The 19,942-nt window shown below is 73.5% G+C and carries 9 protein-coding genes; all 9 read left to right on the forward strand.

Annotation, left to right across the window (positions count from 1 at the left end):
* The first annotated feature begins 2 nt into the window (after positions 1-2).
* Positions 3-653 (forward strand): response regulator transcription factor, encoded by a 651-nt coding sequence (locus ABZU25_RS22765; RefSeq protein WP_355031374.1) that lies wholly within the window; start codon positions 3-5, stop codon positions 651-653.
* A complete protein-coding gene (locus ABZU25_RS22770; protein WP_355031375.1) occupies positions 650-1,909 on the forward strand; it encodes a HAMP domain-containing sensor histidine kinase in 1,260 nt (419 codons plus the stop codon). The genes ABZU25_RS22765 and ABZU25_RS22770 overlap by 4 nt, the downstream gene beginning before the upstream one ends.
* A gap of 207 nt (positions 1,910-2,116) precedes the next feature.
* Entirely contained in the window at positions 2,117-3,151 is a 1,035-nt protein-coding gene (locus ABZU25_RS22775; RefSeq protein ID WP_355031376.1) for a PQQ-binding-like beta-propeller repeat protein, read from the forward strand.
* A 748-nt stretch (positions 3,152-3,899) separates the two neighbouring features.
* Positions 3,900-7,412, forward strand: coding sequence for an AMP-binding protein (locus ABZU25_RS22780; protein ID WP_355031377.1), 3,513 nt, complete (start codon positions 3,900-3,902; stop codon positions 7,410-7,412).
* Positions 7,409-10,492 (forward strand): thioesterase domain-containing protein, encoded by a 3,084-nt coding sequence (locus ABZU25_RS22785; protein ID WP_355031378.1) that lies wholly within the window; start codon positions 7,409-7,411, stop codon positions 10,490-10,492. The genes ABZU25_RS22780 and ABZU25_RS22785 overlap by 4 nt, the downstream gene beginning before the upstream one ends.
* Positions 10,489-10,683, forward strand: a complete 195-nt coding sequence (locus ABZU25_RS22790; protein ID WP_355031379.1) for a hypothetical protein — start codon at positions 10,489-10,491, stop codon at positions 10,681-10,683. Before ABZU25_RS22785 ends, ABZU25_RS22790 begins: the two co-directional genes overlap by 4 nt.
* Entirely contained in the window at positions 10,680-10,922 is a 243-nt protein-coding gene (locus ABZU25_RS22795) for a hypothetical protein (RefSeq protein ID WP_355031380.1), read from the forward strand. The genes ABZU25_RS22790 and ABZU25_RS22795 overlap by 4 nt, the downstream gene beginning before the upstream one ends.
* A complete protein-coding gene (locus tag ABZU25_RS22800) occupies positions 10,919-14,440 on the forward strand; it encodes an amino acid adenylation domain-containing protein (protein WP_355031381.1) in 3,522 nt (1,173 codons plus the stop codon). Before ABZU25_RS22795 ends, ABZU25_RS22800 begins: the two co-directional genes overlap by 4 nt.
* 14 nt (positions 14,441-14,454) lie before the next feature.
* Positions 14,455-19,926, forward strand: coding sequence for an SDR family NAD(P)-dependent oxidoreductase (locus ABZU25_RS22805; protein ID WP_355031382.1), 5,472 nt, complete (start codon positions 14,455-14,457; stop codon positions 19,924-19,926).
* Positions 19,927-19,942: the final 16 nt, after the last annotated feature.

Below are 19,942 nucleotides of genomic sequence, written 5' to 3' on the forward strand. Positions count from 1 at the left end.
CGATGCGGGTGCTGCTGATCGAGGACGAAGCGCTGCTGGCCCAGCGGGTCGCCGAGGGCCTGCGCGACCGGGGCTTCGCCGTCGATGTCGCGCCGGATGGCATCGACGGCCTACACAAGGCCGGAGCCAACCGGTACGACGTCGTGGTGCTCGACCGCGACCTGCCGCTTCTTCACGGCGACCAGGTGTGCACCGCGCTGACGGCGGGCGACGGCGGCGCGCGGATCCTCATGCTCACCGCCGCCGGCGAGGCGGCCGACAGGGTCGCCGGCCTGACTCTGGGCGCCGACGACTACCTGCCCAAGCCGTTCGTCTTCGACGAGCTGGTGCTGCGGATCCGGGCGCTGGGGCGCCGCGCCAACAACGCACCGCGGGTCCTCCAGCGCGCCGGCCTGACCTTCGACACCCCCCGCCGCGTGGTCACGCGCGACGGCCGGTTCATCCCGCTGACCACAAAGGAGCTGGCGGTGCTGGAGATCCTGATGACGGCCGGAGGCGCCGTGGTGAGCTCCGAGGACCTCCTGGAGCGGGCCTGGGACGAGCATGCGGACCCGTTCACCACGGCGGTCCGGGTCACCATCGGCCGGCTGCGCCGCAAGCTCGGCGAGCCGAGGCTGATCGAGACGGTCGTCGGCGCGGGGTACCGGCTGTGAGCGCCCAGACCCGCCGGTGGCACCCGTCGATCCGGCTGCGGCTCACGCTCACGTACGCGGTGATGCTGGTCGTAGTCTGCGCGGCGCTGCTCGCACTCAACTACGCCATGCTCTACCACAGCCTGTACACGGAGATCGGACCACCCGCGAACGTGCAGGTGGAGTCCGGGACCACGCCGGGCGAGGAGACGCAGGAGCGCGTCGTGAAGGTCAAACGGCAGGCCATGGCCGAGTTGCGCGCCAGCACGCTGCTGGACACCGCCGGTACCTCGGCCATCGCGCTAGCGGTCATCGCCGTGTTCGGCCTCGGCGCGTCCTGGCTGCTGGCCGGCCGCATGCTGCGGCCGCTGCAGAAGCTCACCGCCACCACGCGTCGGATCTCTCAGGACCGGCTCCACGAGCGCATCGCGCTCACCGGACCGAACGACGAGCTCAAGGAGTTGGCCGACACGTTCGATGACATGGTGGCGCGGTTGGAAGACTCCTTCGCCAGCCAGCGCCGGTTCGCCGCCGACGCCGCACACGAGCTGCGCACCCCGCTCGCCATCGTCCGCACCGGCACCGAGGTGCTGCGCACCAAACGGCACAGCACGATCGAGCAGTGGGAGGCTATGGCGGACCACACGCTGACCGCCACCGGCCGAGCCGAACGGCTGCTGGACGGTCTGCTGGCGCTGGCCCGCAGCGACCGCGGCGCGCTCGTTCACGAGGCACACGACCTGGCGGCCACCGCGGCCATCGCGCTGGGCGAGGCGGACCAAACGGCCGAGGCCGCCGACGTGACGATCACCAGCGATCTGCGCTCGGCGCCGGTCGACGGCGATCCGGTCCTGCTGGACCGGCTGGTGCGAAACCTCGTGGACAACGCGATCCGGCACAACCGCCGGGGTGGCTGGATCGAAATGACCACCCGCCATAGGCCCGACGGTGCGCTCGTCGTGGTACGCAACAGCGGCGAACCGATCCCGCCGGCCGAGATCGACCGGCTGTTCGAGCCGTTCCAGCGACTCGACCCGAATCGCGTCACGGGAGCCGGATCCAGCGGCCTGGGCCTGGCCATCGTGCGGTCGATCGTCCACGCACACCGCGGCACCGTCGTGGCCATGCCGGAGCCCTCCGGCGGCCTCACGATCACCGTGACCCTACCCGTGACCCCGCCCCGATCGGACGCGGATCGAACTCGCACGCACATGACGCCCGATGAGCAAGATGGGCTCGTGCCTTTCGTCGCCGTCGCGCCACAGCCGCTCCCGTGAGTCAGGAAACTTGCTATGGTCGGCCACAGCTGTGCATCCGCTCATGCCGCCGATCGGGTGTCACAGTTCGTCACGAGCAGTCCGTGCAGCGAACACCCGGCCCTGCCGATGAGCGGGGGTGTCATCGATGGCCTGCTCGCCAGGCTTGCCGTCCTGGCGTAAAGGCGTGCCGCTAGACCCTCGGGTTCGTGCGCGACACTAGGCATCGTGGATCAACCGCTGAAGGTGCTGTGGTCGCGGCTTCTGCACCTGCGTTCGAGCGCGGTGGCGCTGGCGGCGGCGTCCGGTGCCCTTGTCGTAGCGGAGCGGCACTCGCGTCTGGTTCGACTGGACCCCCAGACCGGAGCGCCGTTGTGGGAGCAGGGCGTCGAGGACTGCTGGGGCACTACCGTCATCGCGGGGGACCGCTGTCTCTATCTGAGTCAGGCTGGCGTCCTGCATTGTTTCGACTTGCACAGCGGGCAGCGGACGTGGTCGACACCGAAGCTGCGCCTGTGCCACCACATCAGTGTTTGTGGATCTGTCGCTTTCCTGGGCGGGTGGCGCGGCTACCGTCCGCTGATACGGGTGGATCTGGCGAACGGCGAGCTTCTTCCGGGCCAGTTCCCGGGACCCGCGCCGGACAGCAGCTTGGCCTGGCCGCTGCCCATACGGCTGGACCTGGAGCGGGGCTGCGCGACCGATGCGATCCTCATCGCGACTGCCAGTGAGGCGGCACTGCTGCTGTTGGACGCTCGGACCGGCGCTACCAGAGGTCAGTGGTCGCTGCCGGCGCCGGTGCGCTTTCCCGACTCCGGCATCGCCTTCAGCGCCAGCGAAGACGGCCGCATCGTCTTTCTCAGCGGCAGGCGCACCGTCATGGCCCTGCACCCAGCCAGCGGCGTGGAGATCCTGTGGCGGCACGAGCGTGACCTCCCATCGCTGCCGCCGATCCTCACCGGTCGAACGCTGTGGCTGGCCGAAGACACTGGCGTCACGATCATCGATCTCGACCGCAGTGCCCGCACAGAGGTGACGCACCTCCCGCGTGGTGCTACCAGTGAGGGTGTCCCCGTCTTCGGAGGTGCGCTTTTCTCCCGTGCCGGTAACCAACTCATCGTGGTGAACCGGGCCGGGGAGATCGCCGCTTGCGTGCGACTGCCAGCACGCATCGACCGGCTACTTCCCGACGGTCGATCCCTGGTACACGCCATCGGCAAAGGCCACCTCACCACGATCGACATCTCGAACACGCCGACGTGAGCTCGACCGATGCGGCTGCGGGAGCCAGCGCTGAACTGCGTCCAACGGCATCGAACGGGGCTCAACTGCACCCATCCCTGCCTGCGGCTCCACATTTGCGCAGACCAGAGTGGGTAAGGCGTCCTGTTTCCCGAGGAGTGCTCCGCAGCTCTGCGATTTAGTCGAATGTCCTATGTCGCCTGGCAGGGGGTGTGCGCAGGTCAAGGCGGTAAGGAGCCGCTGGTTGGCCTGGCCTTGCAACTGGGAGCAAATTGGGTGCAGGTTGGCGAAGTGGTCACCGCCCGGAGCGGCACTGGCGCCGTCTTCGCCACCCTGTGCGAGGCGGTCACCGTGCGGGAGTTCCGGGAGATGGTGTCGCGGTTGCCGCGCGACGACGACGGTGCTGTCGGCCCCGTCCCGCCGGAACCGTTCACGCGCTTAACCCACGGCGCAGAGCGTGGTCTGCGGCGAGCGACCCGATGTCTCTGGTCGGGAAATTCCTCTACGCAATGAATGTGCGACCGCAAAAATAGCCCCTGGTGATCGTTTTAGGCGAAAATCCGCCGCTGCACCAGGGGGATGATCGGACGATTTTCGTCATCCCTCGTCTGATCACCCGCTAGCCCTTCGGGTCGACTCTAGTCAATGATCTTCCGCGCCAGGCATTGAGTCCTATGCTCGTTCCATTGTGAAGTCCTGGGGGGGATCATGATCAATGTAGCCGACTGCGGCGTGTCCGTCCTGTGTGGAGCAATGTGCGCGTCCTGAGATGGGAAACTCGACGCTGATCCATCGCTTCGGTGATGCCACTACCGCCCGGCCCAACCATCCCGCCGTGCTCGGTGACACCGGCCCGCTCGACTACACCGGCCTGGCCGGCCTGGCCGGCGGCCACGCCGAGCTGCTGGCCGGGGCCGGCGTTCAACCCGGCGACCGGGTCGGACTGTTGACCACACACGGCGCCGGCACCATCGCCGCGATGCTGGGCACCCTCGCCGCAGGCGCCGCCTACGTGCCGCTCGACCCGGGCTTCCCGGAGCAGCGACTGCGCCAGCTCGTCGACGGCGCCGACGTTACCGTGCTGCTCAGCGGGGGCGAGCACACCGAGCTGGCCCGCCGGCTCGCCACCGACCGGCCCGGCACGCGGGTCGTCCCCGCCGTCGACGTGCGGCCGGCGCCGCTGCGGCCGGTGTCGGTGGACCCGGACGCCCTCGCGTACGTGCTGTTCACCTCCGGCTCCACCGGCCGGCCCAAGGCGGTCGGGCAGACACACCGCAACCTGCTGCACGTGGTGGACAACCAGATCGCCACCCTCGACCTGCGTCCGGACGACCGGCTCAGCCTGCTCGCCTCGTTCAGCTTCGACGCGGCCATCCCCGACCTCTACCCGGCGTTGCTCACCGGCGCCGCCGTCGTCCCGGTCGACCTGCGCCGCCACGGGCTGGCGTACGCCGTCGAGCAACTAACCCGGCACGGCGTCACCGTCTACCACTCCACCCCGACGGTCTTCCGGTACCTGCTGGACACTCCCGGCGTCGACCGGCTCGACCGGGTCCGGGTGGTGCTGCTCGGTGGCGAACAGGCCAGCTACGCCGACGCCGCCCGCGCCCAGGGTCACTTCGCCCGGAGTTGCGTGCTCGTCAACGGCTACGGTGCCACCGAGATGACCTTCGCGGCCCGGTCCGCGTTGCCGCTGGCCGACGTCGACAGTACGGCCACCGGGCCGCTGCCGATCGGCACCGCCCTGCCCGGGTACGCGCTGCGGCTGACACCGGACGGCGAGATCGTGGTGCGCGGCCGGCACCTCGCCCCCGGTTACCTCGACCAGGTCAGCGACCGGTTCGGGCTGGACCCCGACGGGGTGCCGGCGTACCGCACCGGCGATCTCGGCGAGCTGCTGCCCACCGGCGAGCTGCGCTGCCTCGGCCGCCTCGACCGGCAGGTCAAGGTGCGCGGGTTCCGGGTCGAGCTGACCGAGATCGAGTCGGTGCTCGCCGCCGAGCCGAGCGTCGCCGAGGTGCGTGCCATCGCCCGCGATGGCGAGCTGCTGGCGTACGTCCGGTCGACCGGGACACCGGTGGACCCGGCCGCGCTGCGGGCCGCCCTGGCCCGGCAACTACCCGAGTACGCATTGCCCCGCGCCGTCGTGCCGCTCGCCGAGTTTCCGCTGACCGTCAGCGGAAAGATCGACGAACGGGCGCTGCCGGCGCCGGCCCGGGCCGTGCTGGCCGAGGATCGACCGGCCAACCCGACCGAGCGGATCGTGCACGACATCTGGTGCACCGTGCTCGGCCGGGACGCTGTCGGCCGCACCGACAGTTTCTTCGACGTCGGAGGGCAGTCCCTGCTGCTCGGCCAGGTGCAGCAGCGGCTGACCGAACGGTTCGGGGTCCGGCTGCCGCTGCTGCGGCTCTTCGACCATCCGACGGTCGCCGCCCAGGCTCGACTTGTCGACCCGCCGCCGTCCGCCGACCTGCCGGCCCCGCCCGTCGCGACCGCCTCGGCGTCCACCGCGTCGCCGTCCACCGGCGGTGCGTACTCCTCGTCGGTCGGCGTCCGCGAGTACACCGGCGAGGAGATCGCCGTGGTCGGTCTCGCCGGCCGGTTCCCGGGAGCGGCGGACGTGGCCACCTTCTGGTGGAACCTGTGCGCCGGCGTGGACGCCATCCACGACCACAGCGACGAGGAGTTGGCGGCGCTGGGCGTCGGCCCCGGGCTGCGCGCCGACCCCCGGCACGTGAAGGCCACCGGGCGGCTCGACGGCATCGCCGACTTCGACGCGGAGTTCTTCTCCTTCGGCGACCAAGAGGCCGCCCGTACCGACCCGCAGCACCGGCTGTTCCTGGAGACCGCGTGGGAGGCGCTGGAGGACGCCGGCCACGACCCGACCCGGTTCCCCGGCCTCGTCGGCGTGTACGGCGCCACCTCCGTCAACCGTTACTTCCTCTTTCACCTGATGGACAACCCGGCCGTGATCGGTGACGTCGATCCGGACGACTGGGAGGCCCGCCTGATCGGCCGGCAGCTCACCGACCACCTGCCCGGCCAGGTGGCGTACCGGCTGGGGTTGACCGGGCCGGCGGTGGCCGTGCAGAGCGCCTGCTCCAGCTCGCTGGTCGCGGTCTGCCTGGCCGCGCAGAGCCTGGCCGACTACCAGTGCGACATCGCTCTGGCCGGTGGCGTGAGCGTCACCTGGCCCCGGCACCGGCACACCCCCGGTGGCCTGGCCTCACCGGACGGTCGCTGCCGGGCCTTCGACGAGGCCGCCCAGGGCGCCGGCTTCGGCTCCGGCGTCGGGGTGGTGGCGCTGCGTCGGCTCGCCGACGCGCAGGCCGACGGGGACCGCGTCCTCGCGATCCTGCCCGGCTGGGCGGTCACCAACGACGGTGCCGACCGGGCCGGCTACGCCGTCCCCGGGCCGGCCGGGCAGGCCGCCGCGGTGGCCGGCGCGCTCGCCGCCGCCGAGGTCGCCCCGGGCGAGGTCCGTTTCATCGAGGCACACGGCAGCGGTACGCCGCTCGGGGACGCCATCGAGGTGGCCGCGCTGCACGAGGTGTACGAGGGCGCCGCCCCCGCCGAGACCTGCGCGCTCGGCTCGGTGAAGACCACCATCGGTCACCTCGACGCCGCGGCCGGCATCGCCGGGCTGATCAAGGCGGTGCTGGCCGTACAGCACGGGGTCATCCCGCCGAACCTGCACTTCACCCGTCCGCACCCGGAGATCGATCTGGCCGCCGGTCCGTTCTACGTACCGACGAAGGCGCGGGACTGGCCCGACGTGCCGCGCCGGGTGGCCGGGGTCAGCTCGTTCGGGCTGGGCGGCACCAACGCGCACGTCGTGGTGGAGCAACCACCCGCGGTCGAGCCGGTCGACACCGGGTCGGCCAGCGCGCACCTGCTGCCGGTGTCGGCGCGTACCCCTGCGGCTCTGCGGGCGGCCCTGACCCGGCTGCGGCGGCACCTGGCGGGCACCGCGCCCACGCTGGCCGAGGTCGCCGCGACGCTGGCGCTGGGCCGACGGGAGTTCGGCTGCCGGGCCGCGGTGGTCGCCACCACCCCGGCCGACGCGGTCGCCGCGCTCGACGCGTTACTGGCCACGGACACCCGAGTGGTCGGTCCGGCCGGCCCGCTGAGCGACCTGGCCGCCGGTTGGGTGACCGGCCGGTCCCTGGACTGGACGGCCCTGCACCCGGCCGACGGCGTCCGACGAACCTCGCTGCCCACCTACCCCTTTCAGCGGCAGCGGTACTGGATCGAACCTCCTCAGAAAGGTGTTCGGTGAACTGGTTCCTCTCCGCCGGCAGCCGCGATCCGGCACCGGTGCAATTGTTCTGCCTGCCGTATGCCGGCGCCGGAGCCGGCGCGTTCCGCAACTTTCCGGGCCGATTCGGTCCGGACGTCGAGGTGCTGCCGGTGCAGCTCCCCGGCCGGGAAAACCGGATCAGCGAGGACCCCCGGTTCCGGGTGGTCGACGTGGCGAGCGTCATCGCCGGGCGGGCCACCGGGCCCTACGCCATCTACGGCCACTCGATGGGCGGCCGGCTCGGCTTCGAGGTGGTCCGCGAGCTGCGCCGCGCCGGGCGTCCACTGCCGCTGCGGCTCTACGTCGGCGGCGCCCGCGCACCGCACGTCACCGCGCCCAACATCTTCGACGGGCTGTCCCAGGTGGACGACGACGAGCTGCTGCGCCGGCTGCGGACCGGCGGCGGCCTGCCCGCCGGCGTGCTGGAACACCCCGAGCTGGTCGACCTGCTGCTGCCGCTGCTGCGCGCCGACTTCGAGCGGGTGGACACCTACCGGTACCGGCCCGAGGAGCCGCTGCCGGTGCCGATCATCGCGTTCACCGGCCGGCGCGACCCGGCGGTGACCCGGGAGCAGAGCGCGGCCTGGCGGGAGCACACCGCCGCCGGCTTCACCCTGCACGAGCTGGACGGCGGGCACTTCTTCCTGCACGATGCGTTGCCCGAGCTGGCCGACGCGATCCGCGCCGACCTGACCGCGGCGCTCACCGCCGAACCGCCGGCCGCCGCGCCGAGGGCGGCCGCCGCCGCGCACCGGGTCCCGCTGGGCGACACCGGCTGGTCGGTGTGGCGCGACGCCATTCTGCGCAGCACCGGCTTTCCGGCCGACGGGCTGACCCTGCTGTCCGCGCCGCACGCCGCCGCGGCGGCCGACGAGCTGCTGACCACCGGCACAGGCGCCGACGTTTTCGACAAGGAGTTCGCCGAGGCGCTGTCCACCGCCACCCGGCGGATCACCGAGCTGGCCGCCGACCCGCTGCTGCGCGAGGCGGTCACCTGGCAGAACCGGGGGGTGCTGCCCACCCTGGACGGGCTGGTCCGTGGTGGCCCCGACGCTCCCCGCAACACCCGTAGGCGCGAGCGCGAACGGGCCGTCATCAGGTACTGGCAGCGCTACTGCGGCAAGAACGAGACCGTCGGCTTCTTCGGCCCGAGCTGCTGGGTCACTGTCGACCCGGAGCTGCCGGTCGCCGCCGAGGTCCGGCCGGGCGCGGCGCTGGCCCGTGACCGCTGGGTGCGGTTCGAGTCCTGGGCGCTGACCGTGTACGCGCAGCGGATCGCCGAGGATCTGGCCGTCCGCCGCTGGTGGGCACCCCAGCTCGCCGCGCACCTGAGCCTCGCCGGCCGGGAGGTGCGCCGGCCGGGTCGACCCCCGGTGCCCCTGTCGCCGGTCGAGGCGGCACTGCTCGGTGCCGCCGACGGCCACCGCCCCGCCCACGAGCTGGTCACCGACCCGGCCGTCGGTCTGCGTCGGCCGGAGGACGGGTACGCGCTGCTCGACCGGCTGGTGCAGCGGGACCTGGCCACCTGGGACGCCGCGCTGCCGGTGAGCCCGGCCGCCGAGGAGGTACTGCGGCAGCGGATCACGCAGGTCGGCGACGCCCCCGCGCGGGCCGTCGCCCAGGCCGGCTTCGATCGGCTGTGCGCCGCCCGGGACGCGGTCGCCGCCGCGGCCGGCGATCCGGACCGGCTGCACGCCGCGCTGAACGCGCTCGACGAGACGTTCACCGACCTGACCGGGCAGCCGGCGCAGCGCCGGGCCGGGCAGATGTACGCCGGTCGGACGCTTTGCTACGAGGACACCAGCCGTGACCTGGACGTGGTCTTCGGCGCACCGCTGCTGGACGGGATCGCCGCCCCGCTCGCCGTGCTGCTGCGGGCCGCCCGCTGGCTGGCCGGCGCCTTGGAGGAGGCGTACGCGGTGGTGTTCCGGGAGCTGTACGACGAGCTGCGCGCCGAGGCCGGCGACGCCCCGGTGGCCCTGTCCGACCTGTGGTTCCTGGTCCAGGGCATGTTCTGGGGCAGCGGGCCGCGCCCGGTCGACGCGGTGGCGGGCGACTTCGCGGCCCGCTGGGCGGGGCTGTTCGGGCTGGCCGACCTGCCGCCGGGCAGCACCGACGTGCGGCTGGACGTGGCGGACCTGGCCGCTCGGGTCGACGAGGTCTTCCCCGTTCTCCGGCCAAACTGGTCGAACTCCCGGCTGCACAGCCCCGACCTGCAGATCTGCGCGGCCGACGCCGACGCGCTGGCCCGCGGCGACTACACCGTGGTGCTCGGCGAGCTGCACGCCGCCTGGCCGTCGTTCGACTGTGCGGTGTTCACGGCCGCACATCCGGACGTGGAGCGGCTGCGCGACGCGCTGGCGGCCGATCTCGGCCCGAACCGGATCCGGCTGCTCTATCCCACCGACTGGCCGCGCCGCACCAGCCGGATCGCCGAGGCGCTGATCGGCCCCACCGACCGGCAGGTGGCCTTCGCGTCCGCGCCCAACGCCGACCCGGACCGGGTGCTGCCCACGGTGGCGCTGACCGTGCGGGACGAGGACGGCCGACTGACGGTCGTGGCCCCCGACGGGCAGCGCTGGCTCCTGACCGAGGTCTGCGCCGGGCTGCTCAGCCTGCACGCCGTGGACGGGTTCAAGCTGGTCGCGGCCGCCCCGTACACCCCGAGGATCACGCTGGACCGGCTCGTCGTGGCCCGGCAGACCTGGCGGACCACCGTCGGCGCGTGCGACTTCGGCGCGGCGAAGGGTGAGCGGGCCCGCTTCCTGGCCGTACGGGACTGGCGACGCCGGTTGGGCCTGCCCGAGCAGGTGTACGTCAAGCTCGGCACCGAGACCAAGCCCTGCTTCGTCGACCTGAGCAGCCCCGTCTTCGCTGACATGTTCTGCGTGATGGTCCGGGCGGCCCGGCGTGACGGCGGCGACGACACGACGGTGGTGGTCAGCGAGATGCTGCCCACCGAACAGGACGCCTGGGTGCCCGACGGGGCCGGTCGGCGTTACTTCAGTGAACTGCGACTGCACATCGTGGACGCCGACGAGCCGGAACCGTTCCGATGAGTCACGTGCTGCCACTGGGCGGGACGGGCTGGTCGGTGTGGCGGGACGTGGTGCTGCGTACCGCCGGCTTCCCGGCCGAGGGTCTGGCCGACTTCGCCGCCCCGGACGCTGCCGACGCGTTGCTCTCCGGCGTGGACACGGCCGACGAGCGGTCGGCCGTCGACGCGTTCGACAAGGCGTTCGCCTCGTGAAGATCAGCACCGAGGTCAAGCCCTGCTACGTGGACCTGAGTGGCCCGCTCTACGCCCGGTCGCTGTGCGCGATGGTCGACGCCGCCGCCCGCATCGGGCCGGACAGCGCGGTAGTGGTCACCGAGCTGTTACCGGCACCGGGCGACAGCTGGGTGACCGACGCGCAGGGCCGCGGCTACGTCGGTGAGCTGCGCCTGCAGATGACCGATCCGAACAGCTATCCCGGGGGGAACGGGTGACCGACCTAGTGTCCAGCAACGCCGTACGGGGCGAGGCCCTGCCCTGGCCGGACGCGATGATCGCCGAGCTGGTGGTCGCGCAGGCCGCCCGTACGCCGGACGCGACGGCGGTGCGCCAGTGGGACAGCCGGCTCAGCTATGCCGAGCTGCTGTCCCAGGCCGCCGGGGTGGCTGCCGCGCTGCGCGCCCGCGGCGTCGGCCGGCAGAGTCGGGTGGGAGTGTGCGGCAGCCGCCGGCCGGAGCTGGTGGCGACGGTGCTGGGGGTGTTGCTGGCCGGCGGTTGCTACGTGCCGCTGGAGCCGGGCGGCCCGCGTCGGCGGCTTCGCGGGATCGCCGCCGACGCGGGCATTTCCCTGGTGGTCGGCGACGCCGCCGAGACCGAGTTCGGTGACGCCCCCGGCGTCGAGGCGGTCGGGTTGCCCGGCCCGGCCCCACTCGCGCCCTGCCCGGCCCGGCCCGGCGACCCGGCGTACGTGCTGTTCACCTCGGGCTCCACGGGTCGGCCCAAGGGTGTGCTCACCAGCCACCGCAACGTGGTGGAGTTCGTGACGGGCGTGGCCGCGTTGAGCGGTGCCGACGCCGGCGTACGCAGCCTCGGCCTGGCGTCGCTCGGGTTCGACGCGGCCACCATCGACCTGTTCGTGCCGCTGCTGCTCGGCGGGACGGTGCAGCTCCTCGGCGCATCGGATCGCGCCGACCCGGTCCGGCTGGCCCGGTTCATCATCGAGCACGAGGTCAACTGGGGTTTCATCACGCCCACCGTGCTGGCCATGTTGGACCCGGCCGAGCTGACCGGCTGGCGTACGGTGCTCTGCGGCGGCGAGGCGGTACCGGCCGCGCTGGCCGCCCGCTGGGCGCCCGGCCGCCGCCTTCTCAACGCGTACGGCCCCACCGAGACGACGGTGATGGCGGTCAGCGGCCCGTTGAGCGCCACCGAGGTCGACCCGGTACCGATCGGCCGGCCGATGCCCAACCACCGGGCGTACGTGGTGGACGCGGTGCTGGACCCGGTGCCGCCGGGCGAGACCGGTGAGCTGCTGATCGGCGGGCCCGGGCTGGCCGACGGCTACCTGGGCCGGCCGGCGCTGACCGCCGAGCGGTTCGTTCCGGACCCGTTCTCCGGGCTGCCCGGCGAGCGGTTGTACCGCACCGGCGACCTGGTGCGGCAGGACCCGGACGGGCGGATCGTCTACCTGGGCCGGGCCGACCGGCAGGTGAAGATCCGTGGGCAGCGCATCGAGCTGGGCGAGGTCGAGGCGGTGCTCGCCGACCTGCCCGGGGTGACCGGGGTGGCCGTCGAGGCGGTGCCCGGTCCGGCCGGCACCGAGCTGGTCGCGTTCCTCACTCCGGCGGATGCCCCCGACGACGCGCGGCTGCGCGCGTACGCCGGCAGTCGGTTGACCACGGCGATGCTGCCGGCCCGGGTGCTGCGCAGCGCGGCCCTGCCGATCAGCCCGATCAGCGGCAAGCTGGACCGCCTCGCGCTGCGCGCGCTGGCCGCGGCCCGCACCGCCTTATCCGCCGACACCGTCGCTCCGGAGGTGCCCGGTGGTCCCCTCGCGGCGGCCGTGGCCGGCATCTGGACCCGGCTGCTCGGCGCGGCACCCGGGCCGGCGACCGACTTCCTCGCCGCCGGTGGCAACTCCATCGCGGCGATGCGCCTGGTCGCCGCGCTGCGCGCCGAGCTGGGCCGGCAGCTCGACACCCGTGAGGTGTTCACCGAGCGCACCTTCGGCCGGCTCGCCGAGCGGGTGGCCGCCGCACCCGTCGGCGACGACCGGCTGAGCACCGGCAACCCGCCCACTCTCTCCCCACCGCAACGCCGCCTCTGGTTCGTCGACCAGCTCGCGCCGTCCAGCGCGCCGTACAACATCGCGGTGGCGCACCGGCTGCTCGGCCCGCTGGACATCGCGGCCCTCGGCGCGGCACTGCGGACCGTCGCCGAGCGGCACGACGTGCTGCGCTGGCGCATCCCGCAGACCGCCGGGGTGCCCTACGCGGTCTGCGCCGAGCCGACCGACGTGGCGGTGCCGGTGGTCGACCTGACCGGCAGCGCCGAGCCGGAGGCGGAGCTGGCCCAGATGCTCGCGGCCGGTGCCGCGCATCCGTTCGACCTGGCCACCGGGCCACCCTGGCAGGTGACCGTCTACCGGCTCGGCCCGGCCGAGCACGTGCTGGCCGTCACCTGGCACCACGCCGTCTTCGACGGCTGGTCGGAGCGGATCTGCTACGACGACCTCGCCGCCGGGTACGCCCAGGCGGTGGCCGGCACGGCGCCCACACTGCCGGCGCTGCCGGCCCGGTACGCCGACTACGCGGTGTGGCGTGCCGAGCGCGACCGGCTGCGGGGCGGGCCCGACCTGGCCTGGTGGACGGGGCACCTGGACGGCGTGCCGACCGTGCTGGACCTGCCCCGGGACCGGCCGCGGCCGGCGGTGCAGACGTACGCCGGGGCGGAGGCGGCGGTCCGGCTGACCGCCGACACCGACCGCGCGGTCCGGGAGCTGGCCGAGCGTCGCGGCACCACGGTCGCCGCGGTGCTGCTGGCGGCCTTCGGTGAGCTGATCGCGCGGCTCACCGGTGGCGACGACCACGTGCTCGGGGCGATCGTCGCCGACCGGCGGTTGGCCGCCTTCGACGACGTCATCGGCTTCTTCATCGACACGGTGCCGGTGCGGGTCCGCACCGGCGGGGTGAGCTTCGCCGAGCTGGTCGACCGCTGTGCCGGGGAGTTGCACGAGGTCACCGCCCACCCGGGGGCCCCACTGGAACGCATCGTCGAGGCGCTCGGCGTCGGCCGGGACACCGCCCGCGCACCGCTGGTGCAGGTGCTGTTCAACGTGCTCAACTTCGCGCCGCCCACGCTGACGTTGACCGGGTTGGCCGCCGAGCCGGTGTCGGTGCCCAAGCCGGGCTCGCCGTTCGACATCACCGTCTACGTGGTGCAGCACGGCGGTCGTACGGGCGTCGAGGTGGTCTACAACCCGGACCTGTTCGACGCCGGGCGCGTCGACGACCTGCTCGCCGACCTGGCCGAGCTGGTGGGCGCGCTGGCCGCGGCGGCGGACACGCCGGCCCGCGAGGTCGCCACCGCGCTGCCCCGACCCACCGTGCGGGTGCCCCAGCTCGGCGCGATGACGGTCGCCGGCGGTGACCCGGTCGGCCGCCCACCCGCGCTGATGCCTGTCGGCCCGGACGGGCTCACCGAGACCGAGGAGCTGATCGCCGGGATCTGGCGGGAGGTGCTGGAGCACGACCGGGTCGGGGTGACCGACAACTTCTTCGACATCGGCGGGCACTCGCTGGCGCTCGCCGCCGTGCACGCCCGGCTGACCGCCGCGACCGGCCGGTCCATCCGCATGCTCGACCTGTTCCGCCACCCCACCGTCCGAGCGCTCGCCGCCAGCCTCGACGGTGCCGCCGACCGGCCGGAGCTGGCCCGGGCCGCCCTGCGGGCCGCCGCACGCCGCGGCCGTACCCGTCGTAACCCACCTCGCCGCCCCGGCGGCTCCGCGTGACGAAGGACAGCCTGATGAGCAACCCGACCGCAGCCGACCAGTCCGACGACGTCACCGAGTCACCTGACCACGGCATCGAACCGATCGCGATCGTCGGCCTGGCAGCGCGCCTGCCCGGCGCCGCCGACGTCCACGAGTTCTGGCGCAACCTGGTCGACGGCGTGGAGTCCACCACCGAGCTGACCCGGGAGGAGCAGCTCGCCCGGGGCGCGACACCCACGGAGGTCGACGACCCGGGCTGGGTCAACCGCGCCCCGCTGGTCGACGGCTACGACGAGTTCGACGCCACGCTGTTCGGGATGACCGCCCGGGAGGCGGAGCTGACCGACCCGCAGCACCGCCTGTTCCTGGAGTCCTGCCACACCGCGCTGGAGGACGCCGGCTACGACCCGGCCCGCTACGACGGCGCGATCGGCGTGTACGCGGGCACCGGCGGCAACACCTACCTGCACCGCTACGTGCTGCGTCACCAGCGGGTCGGCGGCAACCCACACGGCGCGGTCTCCATCGCCACCGGCAACTCGCCGAACTACGTGGCCACCAACGTGTCGTACCGGCTGGACCTGCGCGGGCCGAGCCTGACCGTGCACACCGCCTGCTCCACCTCGCTTGTCGCGTTTCACCTGGCCTGCGAGTCACTGCGCAACGGTGAGTGCGACATGGCGCTGGCCGGCGGTGTCAACATCGAGCTGCCGCACGTCGGCTACCTCGGCATGGAGGGCTTCACCTCGCCCGATGGCCGGTGCCGCCCGTTCGACGCCGCCGCCAACGGCACCGTGTGGGGCAGTGGCGTCGGGGTGACGCTGCTCAAGCGGCTCTCCGACGCGATCGCCGACGGGGACCACATCCGTGCCGTGGTTCGGGGCAACGCCATCAACAACGACGGCGCCGGCAAGGTGGGCTTCACGGCGCCCAGCGTCGACGGGCAGGTGGCCGCGATCGCCCAGGCCGTCGACATGGCCGACATCGACCCGCGCACCATCAGCTACGTCGAGGCGCACGGCACCGGCACCGCGATGGGCGACCCGATCGAGGTCGCCGCGCTCTCCGCCGTCTACAGCCGGGACACCGACGAGCGGGGCTGGTGCGGCATCGGGTCGGTGAAGTCCAACATCGGCCACCTCAGCCAACCCTCGGGCATCGTCAGCGTGATCAAGACGGTGCTCGCCATGGAGCACGGGCTGATCCCACCGACGATCAACTACGAGACGCCGAACCCGGCGGTCGAGTTCGCCGACACCCCGTTCTACGTGGCGAACACCCTCACCAAGTGGGACACCGACGGCGGGCCGCGCCGGGCCGGGGTCAGCTCGTTCGGCATCGGCGGCACCAACGCGCACGTCGTGCTCGAGGAAGCGCCGGCGGCGTACCGCACCGACCGCCGGGTGCGCCCGGCGCATCTGCTCCAGGTCAGCGCGGCCACCCCGGGCGCCCTGGACGCCGCGGTGCAGCGCCTCGCCGCCCACCTGGACGGTGCCGCGGACGCCGGGCCCGCGTACCTCGCCGACGTCGCGCACACCCTGCGTGCCGGCCGCCGCCCGCACCCGCACCGCCGCGCGGTGGTCGCGTCGGATCTCCGCAGCGCCGTCACGGCCCTGCGCGCCCCGAAACGCAGAGCGCAACCATCGACCGGGCGTCCAGCCCCAAAAGTCGTTCTCCTGTTCTCCGGTCAGGGTTCCCAGTACGCCGGGATGGGCGCGCAGCTCCACGCCGAGCAGCCCCGCTTCGCTGCCGTCGTCGACGAGTGCGCCGAACTGCTCCTTCCCGACCTGGGCATCGACCTGCGTGACCTGATCCTCGGTCGGGATCCGATGGCGGGGGAGAAGCTCACCGAGACCCGCTACACCCAGCCGGCGCTGTTCACCGTCGAGTACGCCCTGGCCGCGCTCTGGCAGGCCACCGGCGTACGCCCGGCCGCGATGATCGGCCACTCGATCGGTGAGTACGTCGCGGCCACCGTTGCCGGGGTGCTGAGCCTGCCGGACGCGCTGCGGGTGGTCGCCGCCCGGGGCCGGCTGCTGCAGTCGCTGCCCACCGGGTCGATGCTCGCCGTCTCGCTGGACGAGTCGGCGGTCGCCGACGTACTGCCCGAGGGGCTCTCGGTGGCCACGGTCAACGGGCCGGGGACCTGCGTGGTGGCCGGCGAGACCGCCGCCGTCGAGGCGTTCGCGGCGACGCTGACGGCAAAGTCCAAGATGCTGCGCACCTCGCACGCGTTCCACTCGCCGATGATGGAGCCGATCCTCGCCGAGTTCACCGCGCTGATGGGCACGGTGTCGCTGCGCCCGCCGACCGCGCCGTTCCTCTCCAACGTGACCGGCACCTGGATCACCGCCGCGCAGGCCACCGACCCGGCGTACTGGGCGGCGCACCTGCGCCAGCCGGTCCGCTTCGGCGACTGTGTGGCCACCCTGCTGGCGGCGGGCACCTGGCAGTTGGTCGAGTGCGGTCCCGGCCGGCAACTGGCCAGCCTGGCCCGGATGCAGGTCGCCAAGGCAGCGCCGGAGCAGCGACCGCTCATCCCGCTGGGCAGCCTGCCCGCCGCCGGGGAGACCACCGGCGACCTGGCCGCTCTGCTCGGCACCGCCGGCACGCTCTGGTGCGCCGGGCTGCCCGTACGGTTCGACGTGGACCCGGCGGCGCGGCGGGTGCCGCTGCCCAGCTACCCGTTCGAGCGCCGCCGCTACTGGATCGACCCGGACCCGGAGCAGCAGGTCGCCGCCGCTCCGGTGGAGACCGGGCCGCGACCGCTCCCCGAGTGGTTCGCGGTGCCGGTCTGGCGGCAGGCGGCGCCGCTGCCGCCGACCGGGTCGCTGGGCCGCTGCCTGGTGCTGACCGCGGGCGCGCGCGGCGACGCCCTGGTCGCGGGCCTGCGGGCCGCCGGTGCCGACCCGGTCCCGGTACGCCCCGGCGACGCCTTCACCGCCGACGGCGGCTACCGGCTGCGCCCCGGGGTGCGCTCGGATCATGAGGCGCTGGTCGCCGCGCTCATCGCCGACGGTGGACTGCCGACCCGGCTGGTGCACGCCTTCACGCTGGACGGTGCGCCGACCGGCACCGACATCGCGGCCACCTGGGCGGCCCAGGAGCTGGGCTTCTTCAGCGCCCTGCACCTGGTGCAGGCGCTGGCCGGCGCCGGCCTGACCGGCGAGGACGGCGACGTCGTCCTGAATCTGGTCACCGCCGGCACCGGCGATGTGCGCGGCGACGACCTGCGCCGCCCGGAGCACGCCACCCTCGCCGGGCTGGCCCGGGTGCTCCCGGCCGAACTACCCGGGTTGGCCGTCCGGCTGGTCGACGCGGACCCGGCCGACGACGACGTCACCGCGCTGGTCGCCGAGCTGCGCCGTCCTCGGGAGCCTGAGGTCGCCCTACGTGGGGGCCGGCGTTGGGTGGCCGACGTCGAGCAGGTGACGCTCGACGCCGAGGGGGAGCCGGGCGCGCTGCGCGACGGCGGCCGGTATCTGATCACCGGTGGGCTCGGCGGCATCGGCATCACCCTGGCCGAGGACTTCGCCACCCGCGCCCGCGCCAAGCTGGTGCTGCTGGCCCGCTCCGGGCTTCCGGAGCGTGAGCGGTGGGACGACCACCTCGCCGTGCACGGCGACGACCGGGCCGGTCGGGCCATCGCGGCGATCCGCCGGATGGAAGCCGCCGGCGCCGAGGTGCTGGTGCTCGCCGCCGACGTCACCGACCCCGCCGACCTGCGCCGGGTCCGCGACGCCGCGCAGGCCGCGTACGGCGGCATCGACGGCATCGTGCACGCGGCCGGTCTGCCTGGCGGTGGAATGGTCGAGGTCAAGGAGCGGGCCGAGGCCGAGCGGGTGCTCGCTCCCAAGCTCGCCGGCACGCTCGCCCTGGCCCAGGTTTTTGGCGACCTGCCGCTGGACTTCGTGGTGCTCTGCTCGTCCATCACCGCGGTGGTCGGCGGCTTCGGGCAGGTCGACTACTGCGCCGCGAACGCGTTCCTGGACGCGCACGCCCGCTCGGGTGCCGGCTGGCGGGCTCCGGTGCTGTCGCAGAACTGGGGCGGCTGGGCCGAGGTGGGCATGGCGGTGGAGACCGCCGCGCCGGCCGGGTTCCGGGCCTTCGGCCGCGACACGGTGACCAGCACCGTCGACCACCCGGTGCTCACCACGAAGGTCAGCGGGCCGACGGAGACCGTGCTGCACGGCCTGGTCTGCGCCAGCACCCACTGGCTGCTCGACGAGCACCGGATCGCCGGCGTACCGGTCGTACCGGGCACCGCCCACCTGGAGTCGGTGCGGGCCGCGGTGGCCGCCGCGATGCCCGCGCCCGACGGGGACGCGGCAGTGGAGCTGCGCGACGTGGTCTTCCTGGAGCCGTTCGCGGTGCCCGACGGCACCATCGCCCAGTACCGGGTGGAGCTGACGCCGGCCGACGACGGCGGCACCGACTTCGCCGTCCGGAGCCTGGCCAGCGGTCTCCTGCGCACCCACGTACGGGGTGGAGCCGGCTGGACCGACGAGCCCACCCCGCCGGCCCACCGCGTCGAACCTACCGGTCGGCGGGTGGACGACGACGCGTCCTTCGGCCGGGGCCGCACCAGCATGCTCACCTTCGGGCCGCGCTGGGCAGCCTTGGACGAGCACCATCTGGCCGACGACACCGAGCTGGCGGTGATCGAGGCCCCTGCCGCTGCGATCGGTGACCTGCCCGCCTGGGGCCTGCACCCCGCGCTGCTGGACGTGGCGACCGCGTTCGGCCGGGGCCAGGGCAGCGGCGCCTACCTGCCGCTGTCCTACGGCCGGATCGTGGTGCGCGGGCCGCTGCCGGCCCGGTTCACCAGCGAGCTGCGACACCGGCCCGGTCACACCGACGAGGTGGTCGCCGCCGACCTGTCACTGCGCGACCCGGACGGCCGGGAACTGGTCGCGATCAGCGACTTCGTGCTGCGCCGGGTCGACCAGGGGGCGGTCACCGGTGGCCTGACCGAGACGTCCACGGTCGATGCCCCGTCGTTGGCCTCGACCGAGGACATCCGGCCGGTGGACGGTGCGGAGGCGTTCCGCCGCAGCCTCACCGCCGGTCTCGGCGCCCAGGTCGTCATCGCCACCCGGACGGTGGCCGACATCCGGCATCGGGCCGGTCGGGTCACCGCCGACGACCTCGCCGGCGACGACACGGTCACCGGCTCGACCCGGTCCGGCCTCGGGGACGGCGGCGCCGCACCGGGCACCGAGCTGGAAAAGATCATCGCCCGGGTGTGGGAGGACGGGCTCGGGGTGGCCGAGGTCGGCGTCGACGACGACTTCTTCGCCCTGGGCGGCAATTCCCTGGTCGCGGTGCAGCTCATCGCGGCGATGCGCAAGGCGACCGGCGTGCGGCTGCCGATGCGCAGCCTCTTCGAGACCCCCACGGTGGCCGGGCTCGCCGCCCGAATCGAGGAGCTGCGTGCCGCCAACACCGACGATCCGGCCGCCCCGGCGCCGACCTCCGCCATCCCGCGACTGCCCCGCGCGTAACGAGAATCAGGAGTAG

It is taken from the genome of Micromonospora sp. NPDC005215, from assembly GCF_040607915.1.
GTDB lineage: Bacteria > Actinomycetota > Actinomycetes > Mycobacteriales > Micromonosporaceae > Micromonospora.